At 58.2% G+C, this 22,952-nt stretch carries 16 protein-coding genes; 10 read left to right on the top strand and 6 right to left on the bottom strand.

Annotated elements, in window-relative coordinates; genetic code table 11:
* Positions 1 to 215 precede the first annotated feature (215 nt).
* The 9 genes from BMS17_RS00210 (at position 216) to BMS17_RS00170 (ending at position 10,138) form a co-directional block, all read left to right on the top strand.
* Positions 216 to 1,034: a transporter substrate-binding domain-containing protein gene (locus BMS17_RS00210; RefSeq protein WP_046027197.1), complete on the top strand. Its 819-nt coding sequence runs from the start codon at positions 216 to 218 to the stop codon at positions 1,032 to 1,034.
* A gap of 10 nt (positions 1,035 to 1,044) precedes the next feature.
* Positions 1,045 to 2,823 carry an aconitase X gene (locus BMS17_RS00205; RefSeq protein ID WP_046027846.1) on the top strand — a complete coding sequence of 593 codons (1,779 nt, stop codon included), beginning with the start codon at positions 1,045 to 1,047 and terminating at the stop codon, positions 2,821 to 2,823.
* On the top strand, positions 2,816 to 3,481 hold the full coding sequence (locus BMS17_RS00200; protein WP_046027196.1) for an amino acid ABC transporter permease: 666 nt from the start codon (positions 2,816 to 2,818) through the stop codon (positions 3,479 to 3,481). Before BMS17_RS00205 ends, BMS17_RS00200 begins: the two co-directional genes overlap by 8 nt.
* Positions 3,482 to 3,491: 10 nt before the next feature.
* Positions 3,492 to 4,142, top strand: coding sequence for an amino acid ABC transporter permease (locus BMS17_RS00195; RefSeq protein WP_077430154.1), 651 nt, complete (start codon positions 3,492 to 3,494; stop codon positions 4,140 to 4,142).
* Positions 4,135 to 4,857, top strand: coding sequence for an amino acid ABC transporter ATP-binding protein (locus BMS17_RS00190; protein ID WP_046027194.1), 723 nt, complete (start codon positions 4,135 to 4,137; stop codon positions 4,855 to 4,857). Before BMS17_RS00195 ends, BMS17_RS00190 begins: the two co-directional genes overlap by 8 nt.
* Positions 4,858 to 4,990: 133 nt before the next feature.
* Positions 4,991 to 6,019: a proline racemase family protein gene (locus BMS17_RS00185; RefSeq protein WP_077430153.1), complete on the top strand. Its 1,029-nt coding sequence runs from the start codon at positions 4,991 to 4,993 to the stop codon at positions 6,017 to 6,019.
* Between the two features lie 125 nt (positions 6,020 to 6,144).
* On the top strand, positions 6,145 to 7,062 hold the full coding sequence (locus BMS17_RS00180) for a dihydrodipicolinate synthase family protein (RefSeq protein ID WP_046027192.1): 918 nt from the start codon (positions 6,145 to 6,147) through the stop codon (positions 7,060 to 7,062).
* A gap of 71 nt (positions 7,063 to 7,133) precedes the next feature.
* The gene (abaF, locus tag BMS17_RS00175; protein WP_046027191.1) at positions 7,134 to 8,531 is read left to right on the top strand and encodes a fosfomycin efflux MFS transporter AbaF; all 1,398 of its coding nucleotides are present in this window, start codon (positions 7,134 to 7,136) and stop codon (positions 8,529 to 8,531) included.
* 26 nt (positions 8,532 to 8,557) lie between these two features.
* Complete coding sequence (locus BMS17_RS00170; RefSeq protein WP_077430152.1) at positions 8,558 to 10,138, top strand: aldehyde dehydrogenase (NADP(+)); 1,581 nt, start codon at positions 8,558 to 8,560, stop codon at positions 10,136 to 10,138.
* Between the two features lie 32 nt (positions 10,139 to 10,170).
* On the opposite strand, the gene BMS17_RS00165 is transcribed toward BMS17_RS00170, so the two are convergent.
* Positions 10,171 to 11,178, bottom strand: coding sequence for an Ldh family oxidoreductase (locus tag BMS17_RS00165; RefSeq protein ID WP_046027845.1), 1,008 nt, complete (start codon positions 11,176 to 11,178; stop codon positions 10,171 to 10,173).
* A gap of 218 nt (positions 11,179 to 11,396) precedes the next feature.
* Between BMS17_RS00165 and BMS17_RS00160 the strand changes: the two genes are divergently transcribed.
* Positions 11,397 to 12,587: an EAL domain-containing protein gene (locus tag BMS17_RS00160; protein WP_077430151.1), complete on the top strand. Its 1,191-nt coding sequence runs from the start codon at positions 11,397 to 11,399 to the stop codon at positions 12,585 to 12,587.
* Between the two features lie 91 nt (positions 12,588 to 12,678).
* On the opposite strand, the gene BMS17_RS00155 is transcribed toward BMS17_RS00160, so the two are convergent.
* The 5 genes from BMS17_RS00155 to BMS17_RS00135 form a co-directional block, all read right to left on the bottom strand.
* A complete protein-coding gene (locus BMS17_RS00155) occupies positions 12,679 to 13,128 on the bottom strand; it encodes an outer membrane protein assembly factor BamE (RefSeq protein ID WP_077430150.1) in 450 nt (149 codons plus the stop codon).
* Between the two features lie 69 nt (positions 13,129 to 13,197).
* Positions 13,198 to 16,590: a YadA-like family protein gene (locus BMS17_RS30840; protein WP_077430149.1), complete on the bottom strand. Its 3,393-nt coding sequence runs from the start codon at positions 16,588 to 16,590 to the stop codon at positions 13,198 to 13,200.
* A 518-nt stretch (positions 16,591 to 17,108) separates the two neighbouring features.
* Positions 17,109 to 20,762, bottom strand: a complete 3,654-nt coding sequence (locus tag BMS17_RS00145) for a transporter substrate-binding domain-containing protein (protein WP_077430148.1) — start codon at positions 20,760 to 20,762, stop codon at positions 17,109 to 17,111.
* Positions 20,763 to 21,389 carry a response regulator transcription factor gene (locus BMS17_RS00140; protein WP_046027186.1) on the bottom strand — a complete coding sequence of 209 codons (627 nt, stop codon included), beginning with the start codon at positions 21,387 to 21,389 and terminating at the stop codon, positions 20,763 to 20,765.
* 136 nt (positions 21,390 to 21,525) lie between these two features.
* Entirely contained in the window at positions 21,526 to 22,695 is a 1,170-nt protein-coding gene (locus BMS17_RS00135) for an EAL domain-containing protein (protein ID WP_158283932.1), read from the bottom strand.
* Between the last annotated feature and the right edge of the window lie 257 nt (positions 22,696 to 22,952).

Here is a 22,952-nt window from a genome sequence, read left to right as displayed (position 1 = left end):
GCGTCATGGGGCGACTGTGCTCCCTTCTGTAACACCTTCCTGATCCGCACCCTCTCGCCTCTACCGACTCATCGTCGCGCAACCCGTCTGATTCAAGGGCTGGAAATTAATTCTGGTCTCGGGAGGAAAACAGGCACGTCCATTGCTATTGTTAATATCGTATACGAAATCCCCAATACGATATCTGACGACACTACAACCACAACGAGGCCTCTATGAAAAACCCCGCATTTGCAGTAGCCCTCAGCGCTGTCCTCAGCACTTCCTTCATCGCCACCGCCCAGGCTGACAAGCTCGACGATATTATCGGTTCGGGCAAGCTGCGTTGCGCCGTGACCCTGGACTTCCCGCCGATGGGGTTCCGCGATGAAGGTAACAACCCGGCCGGGTTCGACGTGGACTACTGCCGCGACCTGGCGAAAGTCCTCGGGGTCGAAGCCGAAGTGGTTGAAACCCCCTTCCCTGACCGCATTCCGGCGCTGATCTCCGGGCGCGCCGACGTGATCGTTGCGTCAACCTCCGACACCCTGGAACGGGCCAAGACTGTCGGCCTCACCGTGCCGTACTTTGCCTTCCAGATGGTGGTGCTGACCCGCGACAACACCGGCATCAACAGCTTCGCCGATATCAAAGGCAAACCCCTGGGTAACACCAGCGGCACCTATGAAGCCATCGCCCTGGAAAAAGACGTGAAGAACTGGGGCAGCGGCACCTTCCGCGCTTATCAGTCGCAGAACGATACGTTGCTGGCCGTCGCTCAGGGCCACATCGACGCAACCGTCGTCACCAATACCGTGGCCGCCGCCACCATCAAGTCGGGCAAATACAAGAACCTGAAGGTCGCCGGTAACGCACCGTACACCATTGACTATGTCTCCCTGGGTGCCAAGCGTAACGAGTATGGCTTGCTCAACTACCTGAACCTGTTCGTCAACCAGCAAGTCCGTAGCGGCCGCTACGAGGAACTGTTCACCAAATGGGTCGGCACCGAGATCAAGCCTTCCGACCTGACCGTGCCCAAGGTCTACTACTAAGATGTCCGGCATGCCTGGGGCCACTTCCCTTTCCGGTCGCAGTCTGGTCGCGGGCGCCGCACAAGGCGCCCTGCTGTTCGCCGATGTCGGGCTGAGTTTCTGGGGCGGCGTTGACCCGTTCAGCGGTGAGGTCATCGACCGTCATCACCCGCTCAGCGGCGAGCATTTGGCCGGTCGTGTGCTGGCCATTCCCAGCGGTCGCGGCTCGTGCACTGGCAGCAGTGTCCTGATGGAGTTGATCAGTAATGGTCATGCACCAGCCGCACTGGTGCTGGCCGAACCCGATGAGATCCTGACCCTGGGCGTGCTGGTGGCACAGACCATTTTCGAGCGTTCCCTGCCGGTGCTGTGCATCGGTCAGGAGGCCTTCGCCGCCTTGCGCGTCAAGGCGTTTGCCCGTGTCGAGAATTCATCGGTGACACTGTTCGAACACCTGCCCGGCGATGCCTGGCAGGCACTCGAAAATTCATCGCAAACCGTCGAAACAAGCGCCTCGATCGAGCTCACTGTACTCGACCGGGCGCTGCTCGATGGCGAGCATGGCAAGGCGGCACAAATTGCCATGCAAATCGTCCTGCGCATGGCCGAACTGCAAGGTGCCCGATGCCTGGTGGATGTCACTCAGGCGCACATCGACGGCTGCATCTATACCGGCCCGGCCAGCCTGCGGTTTGCCGAACAGTTGGTGCAGTGGGGTGCAAAAGTGCGGGTGCCGACGACCCTCAATTCAATCTCCGTCGACCAGCGTCGTTGGCGAGAATTGGGCATCGATCCCGCGCTTGGCGTACCGGCCAGCGCTTTGGGTGATGCCTACATGGCAATGGGGGCGCAGCTGAGCTTTACCTGTGCGCCCTACCTGCTGGACAGCGCGCCGAAGGCCGGTGAACAGATCGTCTGGGCCGAATCCAACGCCGTGGTTTACGCCAACAGTGTGCTCGGTGCACGGACGCTGAAGTACCCGGACTACCTGGATATCTGCATCGCCCTGACCGGCCGCGCGCCCTTGATTGGCTGCCATCTGGACGCTCAACGCAAAGCCCGTTTGCACATTGAGTTACCCGCATTGGGTGAACTGGATGACGCGTTCTATCCGCTGCTCGGTTATCACATCGGCGCGCTGGCGGGCAGCCGGATTCCGTTGGTGTACGGGTTGGAACGGCGCACGCCAAGCCTGGATGACCTGAAAGCCTTCGGCGCGGCGTTTGCCACCACCTCTGCCGCACCGTTGTTCCATATCGCCGGTGTCACCCCGGAAGCCCTCGACCCGGCACAGGTTCTGGAGCCGGATCAAACCCTGCCGGTGGAAACCATTCGCCTGAAGGACCTGCTGCACAGTTGGCGCAAGCTCAACAGTGCGCGTGAGAACCGGGTGGATGTGGTCTCGCTGGGCAATCCGCATTTCTCCCTCAGCGAGTTCGCTCACCTGGCGCGACTGTGTCTCAACCGGGTCAAGCATCCCGACGTGGTCCTTGCCATCACCTGCGGCCGCGCGGTGCTGGAACAGGCGCGCGAGGCTGGGCACATCAGCGTGATCGAAGCCTTCGGCGCAACCCTCGTCACAGATACCTGCTGGTGCATGCTCGGTGAACCGGTGATCCCGCTGGACGCCAAAACCTTGATGACCAATTCGGGCAAATACGCCCATTACGCACCCGGCCTGGTCGGTCGAAAGGTGCACTTCGCCAACCTTGCCGAATGCGTCGATGCAGCCTGCAGCGCTACGGCCAGCGGACGCCTGCCCGCCTGGCTGCAACCGGCTGTTCACCTGGAGAACACTGCGCATGTTTGATTACACCTTCCAATGGCGCTCGGCCCTGCGCGCCCTGCCGGACATGCTCGCCGGGGCGGTGGTCACTTTCGAAACCGCCGCCTTGTCGATGATCTTCGGAGTGCTCATCGCCCTGGCCCTGACGGTGATGCGCGAAGCCAAAAACCCGGTGCTGCGCGGCTTCGGCAACGGCTGGGTGTCGATCGCCCGCAACACCCCGTCGCTGTTTCAGGTTTACGTCCTCTACTTCGGCCTTGGCTCACTGGAGTTGCATGTCAGCTCCTGGTTCGCCCTGCTGGCGGGGATCACCTTCAACAACGCCGGCTACCTCGCGGAAAACTTCCGCGGCGGCCTCAAGGCTGTGCCCGGCACACAAGTGCGGGCCGCGCGATCGCTGGGCATGAGTGCCTTCCAGACCTACCGGATGATCATCGTCCCGCAGTTGCTGCGGATCGTGTTCTACCCGTTGAGCAATCAAATGGTATGGGCGGTGTTGATGACCTCGCTGGGGGTGATTGTCGGCCTGAACAATGACCTCACCGGGGTGACCCAGGACTTCAACGTCAAGACGTTCCGCACCTTCGAATACTTCGCCATTGCCGCGGTGCTGTATTACCTGATTGCCAAGGCGATCGTCGCGACGGCCCGGCTGATGGCCTGGCGGCTGTTCCGTTACTGAGGACCTGACCATGTTTACCACCAGTTTTTCCTGGAATGACCTGCAGTTTCTGCTCAATGGCGCCTGGGTCACTCTGCAACTGACGTTCTGGTCGATCATCCTCGGCTCTGTCGCCGGGTTGGTGTTCGGCTTGTCGCGGGCGCTGCTGCCACGCGCCAGCCTGCCGCTGGCCTGGGTGCTGGACGTGTTTCGCAGCGTGCCGCTGTTGATTCAGTTTGTGTTGTTCAACTCGCTCAAGAGCATCGTCGGTCTGGACATCAGCGCTTTCAGCGTTGGCTGCATCGTGCTTGGGGTCTACGCCGCCGCGTACTTCACCGAGATCGTGCGCGGTGGTGTGCTCGCGGTGCCGTTTACCGTGCGCCGCGCCAGTCGCTCGCTGGGCCTGAGCTTCTTCCAGGACCTGCGCTGGATCGTCCTGCCGATCGCCACGCGCGTAGCGTTTCCCGGTTGGCTGAACCTCGTGCTCGGTGTGATGAAAGACACCGCGCTGGTGATGTGGATCGGCATCGTCGAGTTGCTGCGCGCCTCGCAAACCATCGTGACCCGCATCCAGGAACCGTTGCTGGTGCTGTGCATCGCGGGCCTCATCTATTACGTCATGAGCCTGGTGGTTGCCCGCCTTGGCGCTCGTCTGGAAAGAAGGTGGCAAGAAAATGATTGAGATCGACAACGTACACAAATCCTTCGGCAACCTGGAGGTGGTCAAGGGCGTGAACCTGACCGTGAGCAAGGGTGAAGTGGTGTCGATCATCGGTGGCTCGGGCTCGGGCAAGTCGACCCTGCTGATGTGCATCAACGGCCTGGAGCCGATTCAGAAAGGCAATATCCGCGTGGACGGTGTCGAGGTTCACCACAGCGCCACCGACCTCAATCGCCTGCGGCAGAAGATCGGCATCGTGTTCCAGCAATGGAACGCCTTTCCGCACCTGACCGTGATGGAGAACGTGATGCTGGCGCCGCGCAAAGTCCTCGGCAAAAGCAAGGCTGAAGCCGAGGAGCTGGCGGTGCGGCAACTGACCCACGTGGGGTTGGGTGACAAGCTCAAGGCCTTTCCCGGCAAATTGTCCGGCGGTCAGCAGCAGCGCATGGCCATCGCCCGCGCCCTGGCCATGTCACCGGATTACATGTTGTTCGACGAAGCCACCTCGGCCCTCGATCCGCAACTGGTGGGCGAAGTGCTGGACACCATGCGCATGCTCGCCGAAGACGGCATGACCATGGTGTTGGTGACCCACGAGATTCGCTTCGCTCGCGACGTGTCGGACCGCGTGGCGTTTTTCCGCAATGGCCTGGTGCACGAGATCGGCACGCCCGAGCAAGTTATCGGCAACCCGGTGCATGCGGAAACGGCGGCCTTCCTTAAGTCAGTGAAATAACCGACGGCCCCATCGCGGGCAAGCCCGCTCCCACAGTGATCGGTGTCTGCCACCGATTTTGTGTACACCCGCAAACCTGTGGGAGCGGGCTTGCCCGCGATGAGGCCCTAACAGGCAACAAAAGGATCAAGTCATGCGCTCATCGAAAGTCATACATGTCGTCAGCTGCCACGCCGAAGGCGAAGTCGGTGATGTCATCGTTGGGGGCGTTGCCCCGCCACCAGGCGCCACCGTGTGGGAACAATCTCGCTGGATCGCCCGGGATGAAACCCTGCGCAATTTCGTGCTCAACGAACCACGCGGGGGAGTATTCCGCCACGTCAATCTGCTGGTGCCGGCCAAGGACCCACGGGCGCAAATGGCCTGGATCATCATGGAACCGGCAGACACCCCACCGATGTCCGGCTCCAACTCGCTGTGCGTCGCCACGGTGTTGCTCGACACCGGCATTCTGCCAATGACCGAACCGCAAACCCGGCTGGTACTCGAAGCCCCGGGCGGGCTGATCGAGGCCGTCGCCGATTGCCGCGATGGCAAGGTCGAGCGGGTGGAAATCAAGAACGTACCCTCCTTCGCTGACCGTCTTGATGCGTGGATCGAAGTCGAAGGCCTAGGCTCATTGCAAGTCGATACCGCGTACGGTGGCGACAGTTTTGTGATCGCCGATGCCAAGCGCCTGGGCTTTTCCATCCGTCCCGACGAGGCGGCAGACCTGGTCGAGGCCGGGCTGAAAATCACTCGGGCGGCCAACGAACAACTGGGCTTCGTGCATCCGCTGAACCCCGAGTGGTCGCACATTTCCTTCTGCCAGATCGCCGCGCCGATCGTCCATGAAACCGGCATCGCCACCGGCGCCAATGCGGTGGTGATTCAACCCGGCAAAATCGACCGCTCACCCACCGGCACCGGCTGCTCGGCGCGCATGGCGGTGTTGCAAGCCAAGGGTTTGATGCAGGTGGGCGATCGTTTTATTGGCCGCTCGATCATCGGTTCCGAGTTCCACTGCCGCATCGATTCGCTGACGGAGGTGGCCGGTCGACCGGCGATCTACCCGTGTATTTCCGGACGAGCCTGGATCACCGGGACTCATCAGTTGCTGCTCGATCCGAGCGATCCATGGCCACAAGGCTACCGACTGTCTGACACCTGGCCTGGCGCCTGATCCCTGCCGTCGAAACACTGACCAACGGCTAGCAAAAACCCCTTGAAACCCGAAAAAAGCGCTAGCCGAATTTATCCACTTGCAATATCGTATACGAAATACGAACGAACCCATCGGAGGCAACAATGAGCAAACGCATTAACTGGAGTGGCGTCTTCCCCGCGGTGACCACTCAATTCAACGACGACTTTTCCATCAACCTGGAAAAAACCCATCAGGTGATTTCCAACGTGATCCGTGACGGCGTGTCGGGCCTGGTGGTGTGCGGTTCCGTGGGGGAAAACACCTCGCTGACCGCCGAAGAAAAAATCGCCGTGACCGAAGTCGCGGTCGACGCCGCTCGCGGTCGCGTTCCGGTGATCTGCGGAGTAGCTGAGTTCACCAGTGTGGCCGCCGCCAAAGTCGCAAACGCAGTACGCCGTGTGGGCGTCGACGGCGTCATGCTGATGCCGGCACTGGTCTACGGCTCCAAGCCGTTCGAAACCGCCGAGCATTACCGTTACGTGGCAAAAAACGCCGACGTACCGCTGATGGTCTACAACAACCCGCCGATCTACAAAAACGACGTCACCCCGGACATCCTGATATCCCTGGCCGACTGCGACAACGTGGTGTGCTTCAAGGATTCTTCCGGCGACACGCGCCGTTTCATCGACGTGCGCAATGAAGTCGGTGATCGTTTTGTGCTATTCGCCGGTCTCGACGACGTGGTGCTGGAAAGCATTGCGGTGGGCGCCGAAGGCTGGGTCTCGGGGATGTCCAACGTGTTCCCCAAAGAAGGCGAAACCATCTTCCGCCTGGCCAAGGCCGGTCGCTTCGCCGAAGCCATGCCGATCTACGAATGGTTGATGCCGATCCTGCACCTCGACGCCCGTGCCGACCTGGTGCAGTGCATCAAGCTGTGCGAAGCCATCGCCGGTCGCGGCAGCGCGCTGACCCGTCCACCACGCCTGGCCCTGCCGGAAGCTGACCGCGTGTTCGTCGAGCAGATCATGGCCAAGGCCCTGGCCAACCGTCCGGAGCTGCCGGACGTCGGTCTCTGAGTGATTGCCGGGCGGGCCCTTAGGGGCCCGAACCGGCTGCCTGTTTTTGCGCCCCCACAGGAAACGTCAGCATGTCCAATCCCCCAAGCTCGTCCAGCGCAACCACACCCTCGGGACTCAAGCGCGTCGTGGCCGCCGCCATGGCCGGCACCGTCGCCGAATGGTATGAATTCTTTCTCTACGGCACCGCCTCGGCACTGGTCTTCGGCCAGTTGTTCTTTCGCCAGACCGGCAACCCGGTCGACGGCATCCTCGCCGCCTTCGCCTTGTACGCCGTCGGGTTTCTCGCCCGTCCGTTGGGTGGCCTGGTGTTCGGTCACTACGGTGACAAATTCGGCCGCAAGCGTCTGCTGCAACTGAGTCTGGTGGTGGTCGGCATCACCACGTTCCTGATGGGTTGCCTGCCCGGTTTCGATCAGATCGGCTATGCAGCGCCGGTGTTGCTGGTGCTGTTGCGGTTGATTCAGGGGTTCGCTTTTGGCGGTGAATGGGGCGGTGCGATTCTGTTGGTGTCCGAACATTGTCCGGACAATCGTCGAGGCTTCTGGGCCAGTTGGCCGCAGGCCGGTGTCCCGGCCGGCAACCTGGTGGCCACCCTCGCCCTGTTGCTGTTGTCGTCGACCCTGTCGCAAGAACAATTCCTCGCGTGGGGCTGGCGCGTTGCATTCTGGTTCTCGGCGGTGGTGGTGCTGATCGGCTACTGGATTCGTACCAGCGTCGATGACGCACCGATCTTCAAGGAAGCCCAGGCCCGGCAGGCGCAAAACAAGCATCAGCAACTGGGTGTGGTCGAAGTGTTGCGTCACCACTGGCGCGCCGTGTTGGTTGGTATCGGTGCGCGGTTTGCCGAGAACATCCTCTATTACACCGTCGTGACCTTCTCGATCACCTACCTGAAACTGGTGGTGCACAAGGACACGTCACAGATCCTGTTGCTGATGTTCGGCGCGCACTTGCTGCACTTCTTCCTGATCCCGCTGATGGGGTATCTGTCTGACCTGGTCGGGCGTAAACCGGTGTACCTGACTGGCGCGGTGCTCACGGCGTTCTGGGGTTTTATCGGTTTCCCGATGATGGATACCGGCAACAACTGGCTGATCATGGCGGCCATTACCCTGGGCCTGGCCATTGAATCGATGACTTATGCGCCCTACTCGGCGCTGATGGCCGAGATGTTCCCGACCCACGTGCGCTACACCGCGCTGTCCCTGTGCTATCAGGTGGCGCCGATCTTCGCCGGTTCGCTGGCCCCGCTGATCGCCCTCACCCTGCTCAACAAGTACAACAGTTCGACACCCATCGCTTTCTACCTGGTCGGCGCCGCGCTGATTTCGATAGTTGCCGTCGGGCTGACGCGTGAAACCCGTGGCAAGTCGCTGCATCAGGTGGACAGTGAATCCGCGGCGCGGATTGCTGGCCTGGACAGCACCGAACCGGCCACCACTCGCCGAGGCGATTCGCTGGCCTGATCCCCCTTCCCCTACAGGAGTTTTCCATGCCCGAGATCATCGGCCACAACTACATCGGCGGTGCGCGCAGCGCCGCCGGTACTGTCACCTTGCGAAGCCATGACGCCAGCACCGGTGAAGCGCTGCCCTATTCGTTCATGCAGGCCACGGGCGAGGAAGTCGATGCCGCAGCCCAAGCGGCCGCTGCCGCTTACCCGGCATTTCGGGCTCTGTCGGCGAGTCGGCGCGCCGAGTTTCTTGAGGCCATCGCCGCGCAACTGGATGCCTTGGATGATGACTTCGTTGCGCTGGTAACCCGTGAAACGGCGTTGCCTGCCGGGCGCATACAAGGCGAGCGTGGGCGCACCAGCGGCCAGATGCGTCTGTTCGCCCAGGTTCTGCGCCGTGGCGATTTCTATGGCGCGCGCATCGACCGGGCCTTGCCCGAGCGTCAGCCGCTGCCACGGGTCGATCTGCGTCAGTACCGGATCGGCGTCGGCCCGGTGGCGGTGTTCGGCGCGAGCAATTTCCCGCTGGCCTTTTCCACCGCCGGCGGCGATACCGCAGCCGCCCTCGCAGCGGGTTGCCCGGTGGTGTTCAAGGCTCACAGCGGGCACATGGCGACCGCCGAGCGGGTGGCCGATGCGATCCTGCGCGCCGCCGAGCAAACCGACATGCCCAACGGCGTGTTCAACATGATCTACGGTGCCGGCGTCGGCGAAGCACTGGTCAAGCACCCGGCCATTCAAGCCGTGGGGTTCACCGGTTCACTCAAGGGTGGTCGCGCCCTCTGCGACATGGCTGCCGCCCGGAAGCAGCCGATCCCGGTGTTTGCCGAAATGAGCAGCATCAACCCAGTAGTGGTGTTGCCCGAAGCGCTACAAGTGCGTGGCGAGAAAATCGCCAGCGAGCTGGTGGCATCGGTAGTCCAAGGTTGTGGTCAGTTCTGTACCAATCCGGGGCTGGTCATTGGCATTCGTTCCTCGACGTTCAGTGCGTTCACCGCGCGGCTGAGTCACTTGATGAACGAGCAGCCGGCTCAAACCATGCTCAACAGCGGGACACTCGCCAGCTACGGCACGGGTGTGCAAGCCCTGCTGCGCCATCCGGGTATCAGTCATCTGGCCGGCAAGGTCCAACAAGGCAATCAAGCTCAACCGCAGCTGTTCAAGGCTGACGTCAATCTGCTGCTTGATGGTGATCCGTTGTTGCAGGAAGAAGTGTTCGGCCCGACCACCCTCATCGTCGAAGTGGCCGACAAGGCAGAACTGCACCAAGCGCTGCACAGCCTGCACGGTCAGCTTACGGCCACATTGATTGCCGAGGCTGGCGACCTGCGAACCCATGGTGAACTGCTGCCACTGCTGGAACAAAAGGTCGGCCGCGTGCTGTTCAATGGCTACCCGACCGGTGTTGAAGTGTGCGATGCGATGGTGCATGGCGGGCCTTATCCGGCCACTTCCGACGCCCGTGGCACATCGGTCGGCACCTTGGCCATCGAGCGCTTTCTGCGTCCGGTTTGCTACCAGAATTGCCCGGATGCGTTGTTGCCCGAAGCGCTTCAAAACGCCAACCCGCTGGGGATCAATCGCCTGGTCGATGGCCATAACCACTGCGAACAGTTGTAAACCGAACGGGCGCCATGGGCGCCCGTCTTCTTTTAATCCAGCAATGCCTTCAAGTCGTTGTACAAGGCCTGCGGGATTTGCACCCCTTCCACCAGACTGCGCGCCCGCGCTTCATATCGCCGTTGCGACGGCAAGCGGGCACCTTGCCCTTGTATGCTTTCGAACAACGTTTCGGCACGCGCCAGGTGCTGCTCGGTGGCCTCGCCGAGAAAACGTCGCGGATCAAGTGCGATGATCAGCTCGCCATGGTACGGCGACGACTTGCTGCCAGCGTCATAGGCCAGCGATTCGGCACTGGTCAAGTCACCAATCAACGGCCCGGCAATCAGCTCCACCATCGCGGCCAGCGCCGAGCCCTTGTGCCCGCCGAACGTCAACATCGCGCCGGCATCGAGCACCACATTGGCATCGGTACTCGGTTGCCCGTCGGCGTCCACTCCCCACCCTTCGGGGATCGGCTTGCCGGCACGCCGATGCAGTTCGATATCGCCACGGGCAATCGCACTGGTGGCGAAGTCGAACACGAATGGATCTTTACCCGCACGCGGCCAACCGAACGCGATGGGATTGGTGCCGAACACGGGCTGGCTTCCCCCCGCAGGCGCGACCCAGGCATGGCTCGGATTGCAGGCCAGCGCCACCAGGCCGGCGGCGGTCAGTTGTTCGATCTCCACCCATAGTGCAGAGAAATGCACGCAGCGGTTAATGGCCAGCGCCGCAATTCCGTTTGCCCGGGTTTTCTCCTCCAGCAGCGGCATACCGGCCTGGAAAGCCAGCTGCGAGAACCCACCCGCCGCATCGACACGCACGATCGAAGGGGCCTGATCGATCACCTGCGGCTCGGCATCGGCCCGCACTTTGCCGGCGCGCAGCGAATTGACGCAGCCCAGAATTCGGTACAAACCATGGGAGGCACAGCCATCGCGCTCGCCAGCAATCACCGTGGCGGCTACCGCTTGGGCGTGTGCAGCGTTGAAACCGTTGTGCAGCAGGATCGATTCGGCCAGCGTGCGGGCTTCGATCAGGGACAGTCGGATCATAATCAACTCCTTGGACAGACCGTCCAGACTGGCCCATTCCAAGCGTTGCGGCTTGAGCGCTTTAGGCAAGATTGATGACGAATTGGGCATACCCGTGGTGCCGTTACACCAAGCGATCACTCGGATTTTTCCTACACATCAGTGGCTTCATGCCTACAAAGTGTTGGCCTCTAGTGCGGCACTATCAGGTCATATTTCTATAATGAAGATCATTTGCGATGAATAAACCTTCGCTCCGCGCACTGGTTCTTGAGGACCATCCCTTTCAGCGAGCGTTTGCAGTCAAGGTACTCCAACACTTGGGGTGCACCGAGATCTTCCAGGCTGAAGACGGATCACAGGCGCTGGCACTGTTACAACAGGTGGGCGCCGTGGATATCACGCTGTGCGATCTGCGAATGAATGGCATGGATGGCCTGGAATTCTTGCAGCAGGCCAGCCACTCCAATTTGGTCGGCGCGATCATCATCAGCAGTTCGATGTCTTTGGATCTGCGGTATTCGGTACAGAAAATTATCTCTTTGTTGGGTATGCAGTTACTGGGCGATGTCGGCAAACCCCTGCAACCGGAAGTGTTGGCACCGTTATTGGAGAAGTACTCGGCCAGCTCATACAAGCCCTCCAGTCGAGCCCCGGACCTGGTCCTGCCTGATTGCCAGGAAGTCACCCAGGCCTTGCGTGACCATCAGATCAAGGCGTATTACCAGCCAAAAATCAATCTGCGTACCGGCGAGATGTATGGCGTCGAAGTACTCGCCCGGTGGCTACACCCCATCAAGGGAATTTTATCGCCCGCGGTCTTCCTGCCGACGCTTGAGCGGTGCGAGATGATGGACGAGTTGCTGTTCGACCAGTTGAACCAGGCCTTGGCGCTGCAGAAACAATTGCGCGAAAAAGACATCGCCCTGAATTTCGCTTTCAACCTGCAAACGTCTCAACTGGTGGGCGGTCAACTGACGCAGCGGATCAAATCGATACTGGATCACTTCGACCTGCCAGGCGATGGCCTGACGTTTGAGTTGACCGAGGGCGGGCTTTTGGACGCTACAGCGGCCAGCCTTGAAACACTGGTTCGGCTTCGCATGATGGGTTGCCAACTGTCCATTGATGACTTTGGCGCCGGATTTTCCTCCTTGAAGCGTTTGTGCCAGTTGCCGTTCAACGAAATCAAACTGGATGGCGAGTTCGTGCGCACCTTGCACGAGCCACGCTGCCAGGCAGTTATCAGCAGCACGCTCGCACTGGGCGACTCATTGGGCATGTCAGTTGTCATCGAGGGGATCGAAACCCTGGAGCAACGAGACACGCTGCTTGATCTGGGTTGTTCAAGGGGGCAAGGATATTTTTATGCCAGCCCCATGAGCAGCGCAGATTTGCTGTCGCGTCTATCCCCTGCATCTCTCCCATGAACCCCGTGCAAACGCCAGAAACGACGAAGGCCCCATAGGGGCCTTCTTTTTTGCAGCACTGTTTCAGCAGGCAGTGGCGCTAAATTCAACGCTATTGGGAGACAGGAGCAGCAGCGCCCTCCTCGGCATTGATGTTCAGCACCTGGGCACAGGATGGCGGCAAGAACAGATACGACTGCGCAACGTTATTGTCGTCGAACATCACCTTGTACTGGCAAACCATTGGCTCGCGTGTTCCGGGCCGTGGGAATTTGAAGAGGTAGTCCCACTCGCGAACGTTGAACATCGCTTCGGAGAAGTGCGGCAAACCAATCAGTTCATAAAGCTGCGGCTTGGTCAGGCCGGGCACGACCTTGCGCAAGTTCTCCACGCTCACATAACTGCCTTCGGTACGGCTGGCATCCTTGAGCGCCGGGAACACTGGGGCACTGGACTTGCCATGATCATCAACATGGCTTCGATTGGTACCGCAACCTGCCAGCGTCGCGGCCAGGCACGCGCTCAGAAACAGGCTCACCAGTGATGTATTGGGCTTTTGCATAAGATTCTCGACACGATAAATAGGAAGAGGAGCCCGGCCTGCGCCGGGCTCTGGATCAACGTGAAAGGGTTACCACTGATAACCCACACCCACCGATGCGCCGAAGTCGCGCTGGGTGTTGGTGGTGGCTTGCATCTTGGTGACCCACCGGCCGTTATCGGAGATCCGCGACACGCCCAACGCCATCGCCGATTCCCCGCGATAGGTGCCCAAGGAACCGGAGGTCATACTTGCTCCAGCGGTATACGGCTGAGGCAGTGCGGCCATGGCCATGGCACCGGCGATACCGGCACTCAAGTCGCTATCCAGCTCTTTGATATTTTTGTTCAGCGAGTTGTAGACCGAATTGGTGTAGGCATTGGCGTTGTTGGTGGCGTCAGCCAATCCCTTGTTCAACTGGCTAAGGTTGACCGCGTCCGTCGGCGCCGTGCCGGCGGCCACATGGGTGATCTGTCGCTCGTTGCCCGCAGCACCTACCGAAACGCTGTTGGCGCGATCAGCCACCGAGTTGGCACCCAGCGCTACCGAGTTGTCCGCCTTGGCGGTGGAACCATTGCCGATTGCCGTCGAGTTGTTACCCGCGGCAATAGCGTTGGTGCCGACGGCCGAACTGTTCTTGCCTGATGCCTTGGCACCCGCACCACCGGCCATCGAGTCGTCGCCTGTCGCTGACGGTTTTGCCAGGTTGCTCGTGTTGTTGACCTGGAACATGCCGTCGGTGCCTTTTTGCAGGTTAGTGACATTCGTCACTGCCTGGGTCACACGGTTGTCGACGTCGGTTACCCGTTTGTCCTGATTCGCAACGGAGTTGTTGATCGAGCTGATCGAGTCATCGGTGTACTTCTTGGACTCGGCCACAGCGCCATCAAGCTGACGCAGGTTAACCGCATCGGTGGCTTCCTTACCGTCCGCGAGGTTGCTGAGTGTGCGGGTTTCGCCCGTTGCTGCGTTGCCGATGGAGGCCGTACCTGCGGTGGTGTTATTGGCACCGGAGTACTTGCCGGTATAGGTTTCAGTACCACGACCGCCATCGCTGGACCCGTTACCCAACGCTACGCTGCCATTGGCAGAAGCCTTGGCCCCTTCGCCCACCGCAACAGCCCCATTGCCCGCCGCATTCGCACCGTTCCCCGAAGCCACGGAGCCTGCGCCAGACGCTACGGCATTCGGCCCCATGGCAATCGACTCTGCCCCACTGGCCACCGAATCAGCACCCGAGGAGTTGGCACGGAAATACTTGATGCCCCCACCGTTGTTGATGGTGTTGAAGCTGTTTTCGATAGTCGTTACCCGATTATCGATGCCGGTAACCTGTCGGCCCAAGGCATACAACTGCGAACCGTTGACCGCATCCGTGGAGTTGGCGCTCAGATCTCCCGCACCCACGTTGGTGATCTTGTTAACGGTGACACCGCCATGGCTGGCACTGAAAGCCCCCAGGCTGGTATCCCACAGCAGTGCGTCATTTTTGAGGCTTGTGATGTTGGTGGTGTTGTTGCTCACCTGGTTATTGGTTTGATTGAGCTGCGACATGTTCACCGCATCGCTGTCATCTACACCGTTCGCCACGTTGGTGATCGTGGTGCCACCCGTGTGTGTGCTGCTGTCGTAGGTATTGCCACCCAGGGTAATGGTGTTATGGGTACTGTCGTCATATTTGACCACGTCGGCCACAGAGGCAGCGGCGCCCGCAGCGACGGCTTTCAATTGTTCGACGTTAACCGCATCGGCATCGTCTGCACCGGCGGAGAGGCCAGTGATGCGGCGGTCGCCGATGTTTACTTCGCCTGTTGCAGTCCCTGCGACCAGATAAGCCTTGTGCCCCAAGGTGCTGCCGTCTGCTACCGAGCCTGCGCCCAATGCAACGCTGCCGTCGTGGCTCGCTACCGCGCCCATGCCGATCGCCACTGCATCCTGACCTGACGCTACCGAGTCGGTGCCGGTGGAGTTGGCATGGAAGTACTTGGTGCCGGTCTCGTAGAGGTTGGTCAGCGAATTACCCAGAGTGGTGATGCTGTTATTGGTTTGGGTCAATTGGGAGAAGTTCACCGCATCACTTGGCGCCTTGCCATCCGCCACGTTAGTGATACGGGTGCCGCCGGTGTGAGTGCTGTTGTCGTAGGTAGTGCCACCCAGAGTAATAGCGTTGTGGGTGACGTCGTCATACTTGACCGCATCAGCGTCGACAGCGGCGATGGCCTGATTGGTCGCGTGCAGCTGGCTGCCATTGATGGCGTCGGTGCTGGTGGAATTGACCTGGCCAGCCGCCAGGTTAATGATCTGGCGCTCGCCGTTGACCGACCCCACACTCACCACGCCGGTGGGTGACCCGCCCGCGTAGTTGTAGGTCGTGCCGTTGATGATGCCGGTGGGCGTGGCTACGACGGCCCTGTCGGTGCTGTTGTTGCCGAGCACTACGCTGTTGTCTTGCGTGGTGGTGATGTTGTTACCGACCACGAATGTGTTGTTATTCGCGATAACGTTTCCGTTGCCGAGGCTGTAGCTGCTGTTGCCAGATACGCCGCTAAAACCGACAGAGCTTCCGGACCCGATGGCACCTGATTTATTGCCGGTGACTACGTTCAGATCGCCGATACCGATGCTGGCTGTGCCCTCGGCACGAGCACCAGTACCCAGTGCGATGGCGCTGGCCCCGGAAGCTTTTGCTGATTCACCTATCGCAGTGGCCCTCGAATTATTCGCCACCGCCAGATAACCGATACCCGTGCTGTTGAAGCCCGATGCAGTGGTCCAAGTACCTATCGCGACCGCATTCGCACCTGAAGCAATCGGAGCATTACCGATACTGACAGCACTGTAGCCGGTGGCTTTGGTGCCTGAACCAATGGCAACCGTATAACCTTCAGACGCAATAGCCGAGAAACCCAAGGCCAAAGATTTCACGATACTGGTGTTACCGCTCACTCCCGAAGTTGCGCCTTGACCAATTGCCATAGTTTCCGTCCCGTAGGCGGTCGCCCCGGTCCCGAGCGCGATGGCGTTGTACATTTGGGCCTTCGAGTTCTTGCCGATGGCTATCGCGCCGCCTATGTGCCCATCGGGAGCTATAGCGCCATTAGCGTTCGCACCACTACCCAGCGCCAGGTCATCCACCTCTGATGCACTGGCTTTCTCGCCGCATGCGAGAGCATTGTCCCCAGAGGCCGTGGGCGCCGTCACCCATGTGCCATTGATCAAACAGGTATTGCCTGCGTAAGCAACGTTTAGGGAGCCGGCGCCAAACAACAATGCTGCAGCGGCAAGCTTAGTTACCGAATTGATCTTCTTGTGGCCGCTGGCCGCAACGCTCCCTATAAACAGTTCCACGCTCGACGCAGCGGCAGTGGTTGCGTCACGGGGGGCGCCTAAACGATTGGATTTGGTCTTGGCAGTTGCAAGTTCCGAAGCAACACCCCAAGTATTGAGTGCCGCATTCCAAACCAACCTGAATATTTTGTTCATTACGCTACATTTCCTGCTGAGGGGGCTTGGGCCCACAGATGAACTACCCGAGGCCATGGGGCGACTGTAGATAAGTTCATTGGTGTTTAATGTAGGAAACTTCCGAGCGTTATTACCTCACCAACATATTTCGGCGCACTACTGAACCACCTGCTTTTGTTAGGAAATTTCCTACAGGTAGTTGGCTTTCGCCTTACATCTCCAACAATAGGATGGTGTAACTGAACATCAATGAGAGGCGCTTGATAGAGTTAATCTTAGGTCGCGATAGTTTTAATTAAGTTGACGTGCAAGTGCGGCTGTTTCTTCTATCAGGCACACTTAGCCATTCATGCTTCGCTGAGCGAGCATCGCAGGAAGTCTTCTATTGGTTAAAACGAGGGGGCACTAGGGGCGATACAAGGAGGTTAACGGCTTTGTAGTGTTTTGGTGTTTCCTGGCGAATCCGGCATAAACCCAGTTTATGCCGTGATTGATTTCCGGCCCGGTCAAAACAACCGGCCTTTCGGCCTCTGCGTTCAAGCCACGTAGAGGCTCAGCTTCTCGGCCAATTGCTCCATCTCTTGTTGCAGCTCATCCACCGCTTGAGCCAATTGAGAGGTGTCGCGGCCATTGCAAACGTCTTCAAGACGTTCACAGCACTCGATCAGTCGTTGCGCCCTGATGATTCGCGCGCCCCCCTTCACTCGGTGAGCCAGGTCAGACAATGCATTCAGGTCGTGTTGGGTAAACAACTTGATCAGCCGCGCCATGTCTTCTTCGTTCGCGGTGGACAGATCATCAATCAGGCTATTGATCGACGCTTTGTCTCCCCTGGTCAGTTGCTCGACACTGGTCAGGTCAATCTCGTTGCTGCGCTGGATCGAGGTCTCCACCTCACTGCGTGCAACAGGCACTACGGCATCCAGGCACGACTTCAATTCCTCCAGCCCGATAGGCTTGAACAGGCAGTCGTCCATACCCGCCTTGATGCAACGGGTCCGCTCTTCCTGTTGGGCGTTTGCGGTAAAACCCAGAATCAAACACGGTGCGAGGCCTTTGGTGTGTTCCTCTTCGCGAATGGCTTGAGTCAACTGATAGCCATTCATCACCGGCATGTTGCAGTCGGTGATCACCACATCGAACCATTGACTGCGCCAGGCTTGCAGACCCAGCCTGCCGTCTACGGCATCACTCACCCGGTGTCCCAGGTGGCTCAGTTGCTGAGACACCAGAAGTCGATTGGCAGGATAGTCGTCAACCACCAACACATTCAGCACCTGATGTTGCGCGGCAGTTTCATGCGGCATCATCCCGGGCAGTTCAGCCAGTGGTTCCAGCGTTGGCAGACTCATGAGTACTTCAACCTTTGTACCCTTGCCGAAAACGCTGCTCATGAGCAAACGCCCACCCATCATTTCGCACAGCGTCCGACTGATCACCAACCCCAACCCGGAACCACTGCGCCCGGATTGAGTGTTATTGCTTGCCTGGGTAAACGGGCTGAACAAGCTCTGCTGATCCTCCTCCGAAATGCCGATACCGGTGTCTTCAATGACGAGGGCGACGGCCATGAACTGCGGATTTTTGGCGGGGCGTGCCTGCATGCTCAATCGCACCTGGCCGTCCTGGGTGAACTTGATCGCGTTACTCAGCAGGTTGGAAACAATCTGTTTGAAGCGTAAAGGGTCAATGAGCACATCACTCTGCATCTGGAAGTCCAGATCCAGTAGCAGGCTCAGACGCTTTTGCCGGGCGACACCTTCGAACACCCGCAGTACCGACTCCAGAAGCTCACGCAAATTGGCCCTCTCTGGCGACAGCGACAAACGCCCGGACTCGATTCGGGCGATGTCCAGAATATCGCCGATCAAATCCAGCAGGCCACGAGCAGCGCCAGACGCAACTTCAATCGCAAACCGGTCCGTTACGCCTTGATCGGCCTTTTTCATCGCCAGCTCAAGCATGCCGATGATTGCATTCATAGGCGTGCGGATTTCATGGCTCATCGTCGCCAAAAACAGACTTTTGGCCCGATTGGCATCATCGGCATGTTCCTTGGCCTCATCGGCGATCTCCTTCGCCTCACGCAATTGCCCGACAAGTGCCTGGCGTTCACTGATGTCAATCCATCCGGCAATCACCCCACCTACTTCGCCATTACTGTCGCGATAAGGCAGCATCCAGTGATAAATCTCCAGTTTACGGCCATCCAGCATCGTTATTTCACGGTCTCGAACCATCGGCGAGCCCCTGCTGATGATCCGCTGAAACTCCTCCTCGTAACCCCTTGCGTCCTCAGGGCAGAGCAACTTCACTTTGGTCTTTCCAACCACATCCTCGCGCTCGACCCTAAAGGCATTGAGGTAACTGGAATTACAAATCAACAAAACCCCATTGCGGTCCCGGATGTAGATCGGATGGGGTGTTCCATCAATCAAGACCCGCATAAATTCCAGTTGCTCGTTGAGTGCCCGCTCAGCCTCATCGCGCCTGCGCAACGCCACCTTCATATAGGCGATCCATATCAGCGCCAGCGCCAACAACACCAACACGCCACCAATAGCCTGGATGAAGAGCGTTCTGTTACGCGTCCAATAGCTGTCTTCGATCAACACATCGTTACGCCAGCGATTCGTTACTTCATCCATTTCCTCGGGTGGAATGCTCAGCAACGCCTTGTCGAGAATGGAATGGAGCTCCAATGCCCCGCGGCTTGTCGCGAAGGCCATGCGCGCAAAGTCGTTACCGATGGTGCTGACGACTCGTAACTGCCCGTCAAAATGATGATTTACCGTGTAATTGCTGATGATCAGCGGACCAACCATTGCATCCGCTTCACCATGCAGGACCAGACTCATAGCATGTTCAGAGTTGTCAGCATCGACGAGCAGGATCTTGGGAAAGTTGGCCGCCAGCCATTCGTGCATGCCCGTACTGCGAGCCAGCGCCAAGCGTTTGCCAGCGAGTTTTTCGGGCGCAAATGAAATGTCGGTGTTCGCTTTGGCAATCAGCACATAGGGCGAAGACAAGTAAGGTCGTGTGAAATGCAAGGCACGCTCGCGCTCCGAACTCGGAGTGAGCGCGGCTATAATTTCGGAATCATTTTTGCCAACATTTTCCACCATCGCAGCAACCGACGGCATTACCCGAATATCAAATTTCAACCCTGTGCGCAGCGATACTTTGCTCAACACATCATGGGCAATACCTGCGTAGTCGCCATTCTTGTTAAAAAATGACAAAGGCGGATAACCCCCCACGACATTGACCCGAACACTGGGGTGCTCATCCAGCCATCGCTGCTCACTGCTACTGAAATTCAGACGCCGCTTGCCTGGCATGCTCTCCCCGCCCGCCCCCCAACGGTTCATGATTTCCATGTGCGCACTCGCTGGAATCGCGTCTACGGCTGCATTGACGACACGAATCAGGGGTTGGTTTGCGCTATTAATGGCAAAGCTGAAGTCGCGAACTTCCATGCGGGAGAAGTCCGCTAACTCGACATTATTTAAAAAATTATTATTGATCAGGTAATTGGCGCTAACAGAATCACCGAGATAAACATCCGCCTGGCCAAACGCTACAGCACCGATGGCACCCAGCATGGAGGGATAAAGCTGCAAGGTGGCTTTAGGGTAAAAAGCGCGGACGGAATCAGGCGACAGGTAGTGGTAAAGCATGGCAATGGTCTTGCCGTTCAGGTCTGCCGGCAAATCACTGCTGTCGCCCTTGCGGGTGACCAATGTGGGCTTGTCGTTGGAATAGGAATGGCTGAGCACAATGTTCGGAGACTGCGTCTCGAACTCATTGGCCGTCCCGACAAAATCCACTTCTCCTTTTCTGACCGCGTCCAGCACTTCGCCGCGACTGTCATACCGGCGAATCTCAACCTTGACACCCAGGAGCTCGGCAATCAACTGCGCATAGTCAACCGTCATCCCTTCCATCTGATCATTATTGATCGTCATATCGAACGCCGCGTAGTCGGGAGCCGAGGCCCCCAATACCAATACGGCCTTTGAGCGCAACCAACGCCAATCTCTCCCGTCGAGTGTTACGTGATAAGCACCGTTGACACTGGAACGACCCAACACGCTCAGCGTGCTGGGTTGTGCTTCTACGGGAGAGGTGAAATTGGCCGTGATTACAAGCACGACCAGCGACAGACAGTATGAAAGAGACTTCACCATTTAAAGCAGATCGTTGCGTTTGGCAAAATCTGCCAGATAAACAACGGACGTGACATTAAGCTTCTCGATCAACCGCGCCTTGTAAGTGCTGACGGTCTTGTTACTCAAGAGCATGATGTCACCAATTTCTTTATTGCTGAGCCCATTCGCCAGTTGTTTGAGAATCGCCAGCTCTCTGTTCGAGAGCGTACTAATCAACTCCTCATCGGTTGCGCTTCCATCGCTGCGGCGAACAGAAAGGGCTTGTATATCCGGAAAATAGCTATAGCCGGACATGATGACTTTGACACCCCTGATCAGCTCATCAAGACCATCGGTTTTGGAGATGTAGCCCGCCGCACCGGCACTCATGCACCGCATGGAATAAAATTTTGCAGCCAAAGAAGTCAATACCAGAATCTTTGTGCGGACCTCCAACGCTCGAATACGTCGAATAACTTCCAGGCCGTCAAGCTTCGGAATGGTGATGTCCAGCACAACCAGGTCGGGCTCATGAGCAATGACCAGTTGAACGGCATCGGCGCCATTATCAGTTTCCGCGACGACTTCAAAACCTTCATGCGCCAGAAGCATTTTGACTGACGAACGTATAAAAGGATGATCATCTACAACGATTACTTTTAACATGTTAGTCCTTGTTGGCTCCCACTATAACCACGGCGCAATTGATGATGTTAACCCCTCCTCCAAGCCAACAGACAGTTTCATTACATCCTTCTGATCGGCAGGTGCAAGGCTATCATTAGTTTCTGTTACAAATCTGTTACTGGGGTCTTTGGCGCAGCCAGGTCCGAAGAACCTTGGCACACATCGGCCGTCCCAGAAAAAAACCCTGCCCTTCTTCACACCCCATTTGCACTAATGAGTCTCGTACCCATTTGCTGCCGATGCCTTCAATGACCAGGCTCATATTCAGCGATTGAGCCAGCGCCAGAGTGCTGGTTACCATGGTTTTACTGAAAGGATGATGGAGCGCATTTACAAACTTCTTATCAAGTTTTATCTGGCTGAAAGGCAGGTGACAGAGCAGTTGCAGTGAAGAAGCCCCCAAACCAAAATCATCGATGGCCAGGCCACATCCGAGCATGCGCAAGCGCAACAGGTTGTCCCGCGCCTTGGGATCGAGATCAAGCAGACCGCTTTCCGCCACCTCGAAAATCAATGACGAGCCTGAGAGTTCATGTCGCTTAAGCGCGCATTGTATGTCATCAGCCAAATCATCCGAGGCCATCTGCGAGGCATGCAGATTGAAAGCGATCTCGACATTCATGTTTTGCTTGCGCATGTCGCTTAGAAAAGTCAGGCCCTGCTCCAGCACGTGCTCGAACATTTCACCAATCAGGTTGTGCGCCAACACTTCAGCCAGAAAGTCGCGAGGCAACAACAACCCCCGAGTCGGGTGATCCCAACGGACCAGTGCCTCGACGCCAGTAAAGGTGTCTTCGCGCAAAGTGAGTTTGGGTTGATACCAGACCTGAAACTCACCTTGCGCCAATCCCCTGCGAATATCGTAGGCGCTAGGTATTAGTTTCGCTATTTCGGGCTCTACCTTCGATACCCCCCAGCGTTGCCGGTATTGCTGGATTATCCGATGCAAGGGGCGCATCTGCATGGGTTGGCTCATTATCCCCAGCAGCTCAAGGCCGACTAAAAGCGCCGTTCTCTCAAGTGCCCGGCTCACGGTTGGCTGCAAGGTGCCGCAGAGCGCTACGGCCCGGACCATTCCTGTTCTCGCCGCCTGTTGGAGAAACTCCAGATGATTAAGGTCTCTGCCAGCCAAGTCACACAATACGATGTCAACCCCACCTGAGGCCTCTAACTCGAGCAGTGCCTGCCGGACATCCGTTGCTTGAAGGATATCTGTTACGCCCAGGCGCCGGAGCATCATCACATGGATGTTGCGCGTAAATGCGTAGTCATCCAGTACCAGCACCCTCGGGTATTTCATGTTTGGTCGGTCACTCTTCCAGTCTTGATCAGCGCTGAATACTGGTTAAAAAAGTGAGCACTCGCCGTAGGAAACAGCCCTCTTTCTTGTAGGGAATTTCCCAAGGTGTCGGCCAAGCATGCGCAGAGTATCGGAGGTTGCCTAGGTCGATATCGGCCAGTAGCAAATCTGACAGCGAACCCTACACTGACACAGTGGTCACAACCATTGATGGCATCGCAACCGATCAGTGGCCTTGTCCC

This window comes from Pseudomonas sp. C9, assembly GCF_002000165.1.
Taxonomy (GTDB): domain Bacteria; phylum Pseudomonadota; class Gammaproteobacteria; order Pseudomonadales; family Pseudomonadaceae; genus Aquipseudomonas.
Note: the sequence above shows the minus strand (reverse complement) of the source record. Positions and strands in the feature narration are given on the sequence as shown.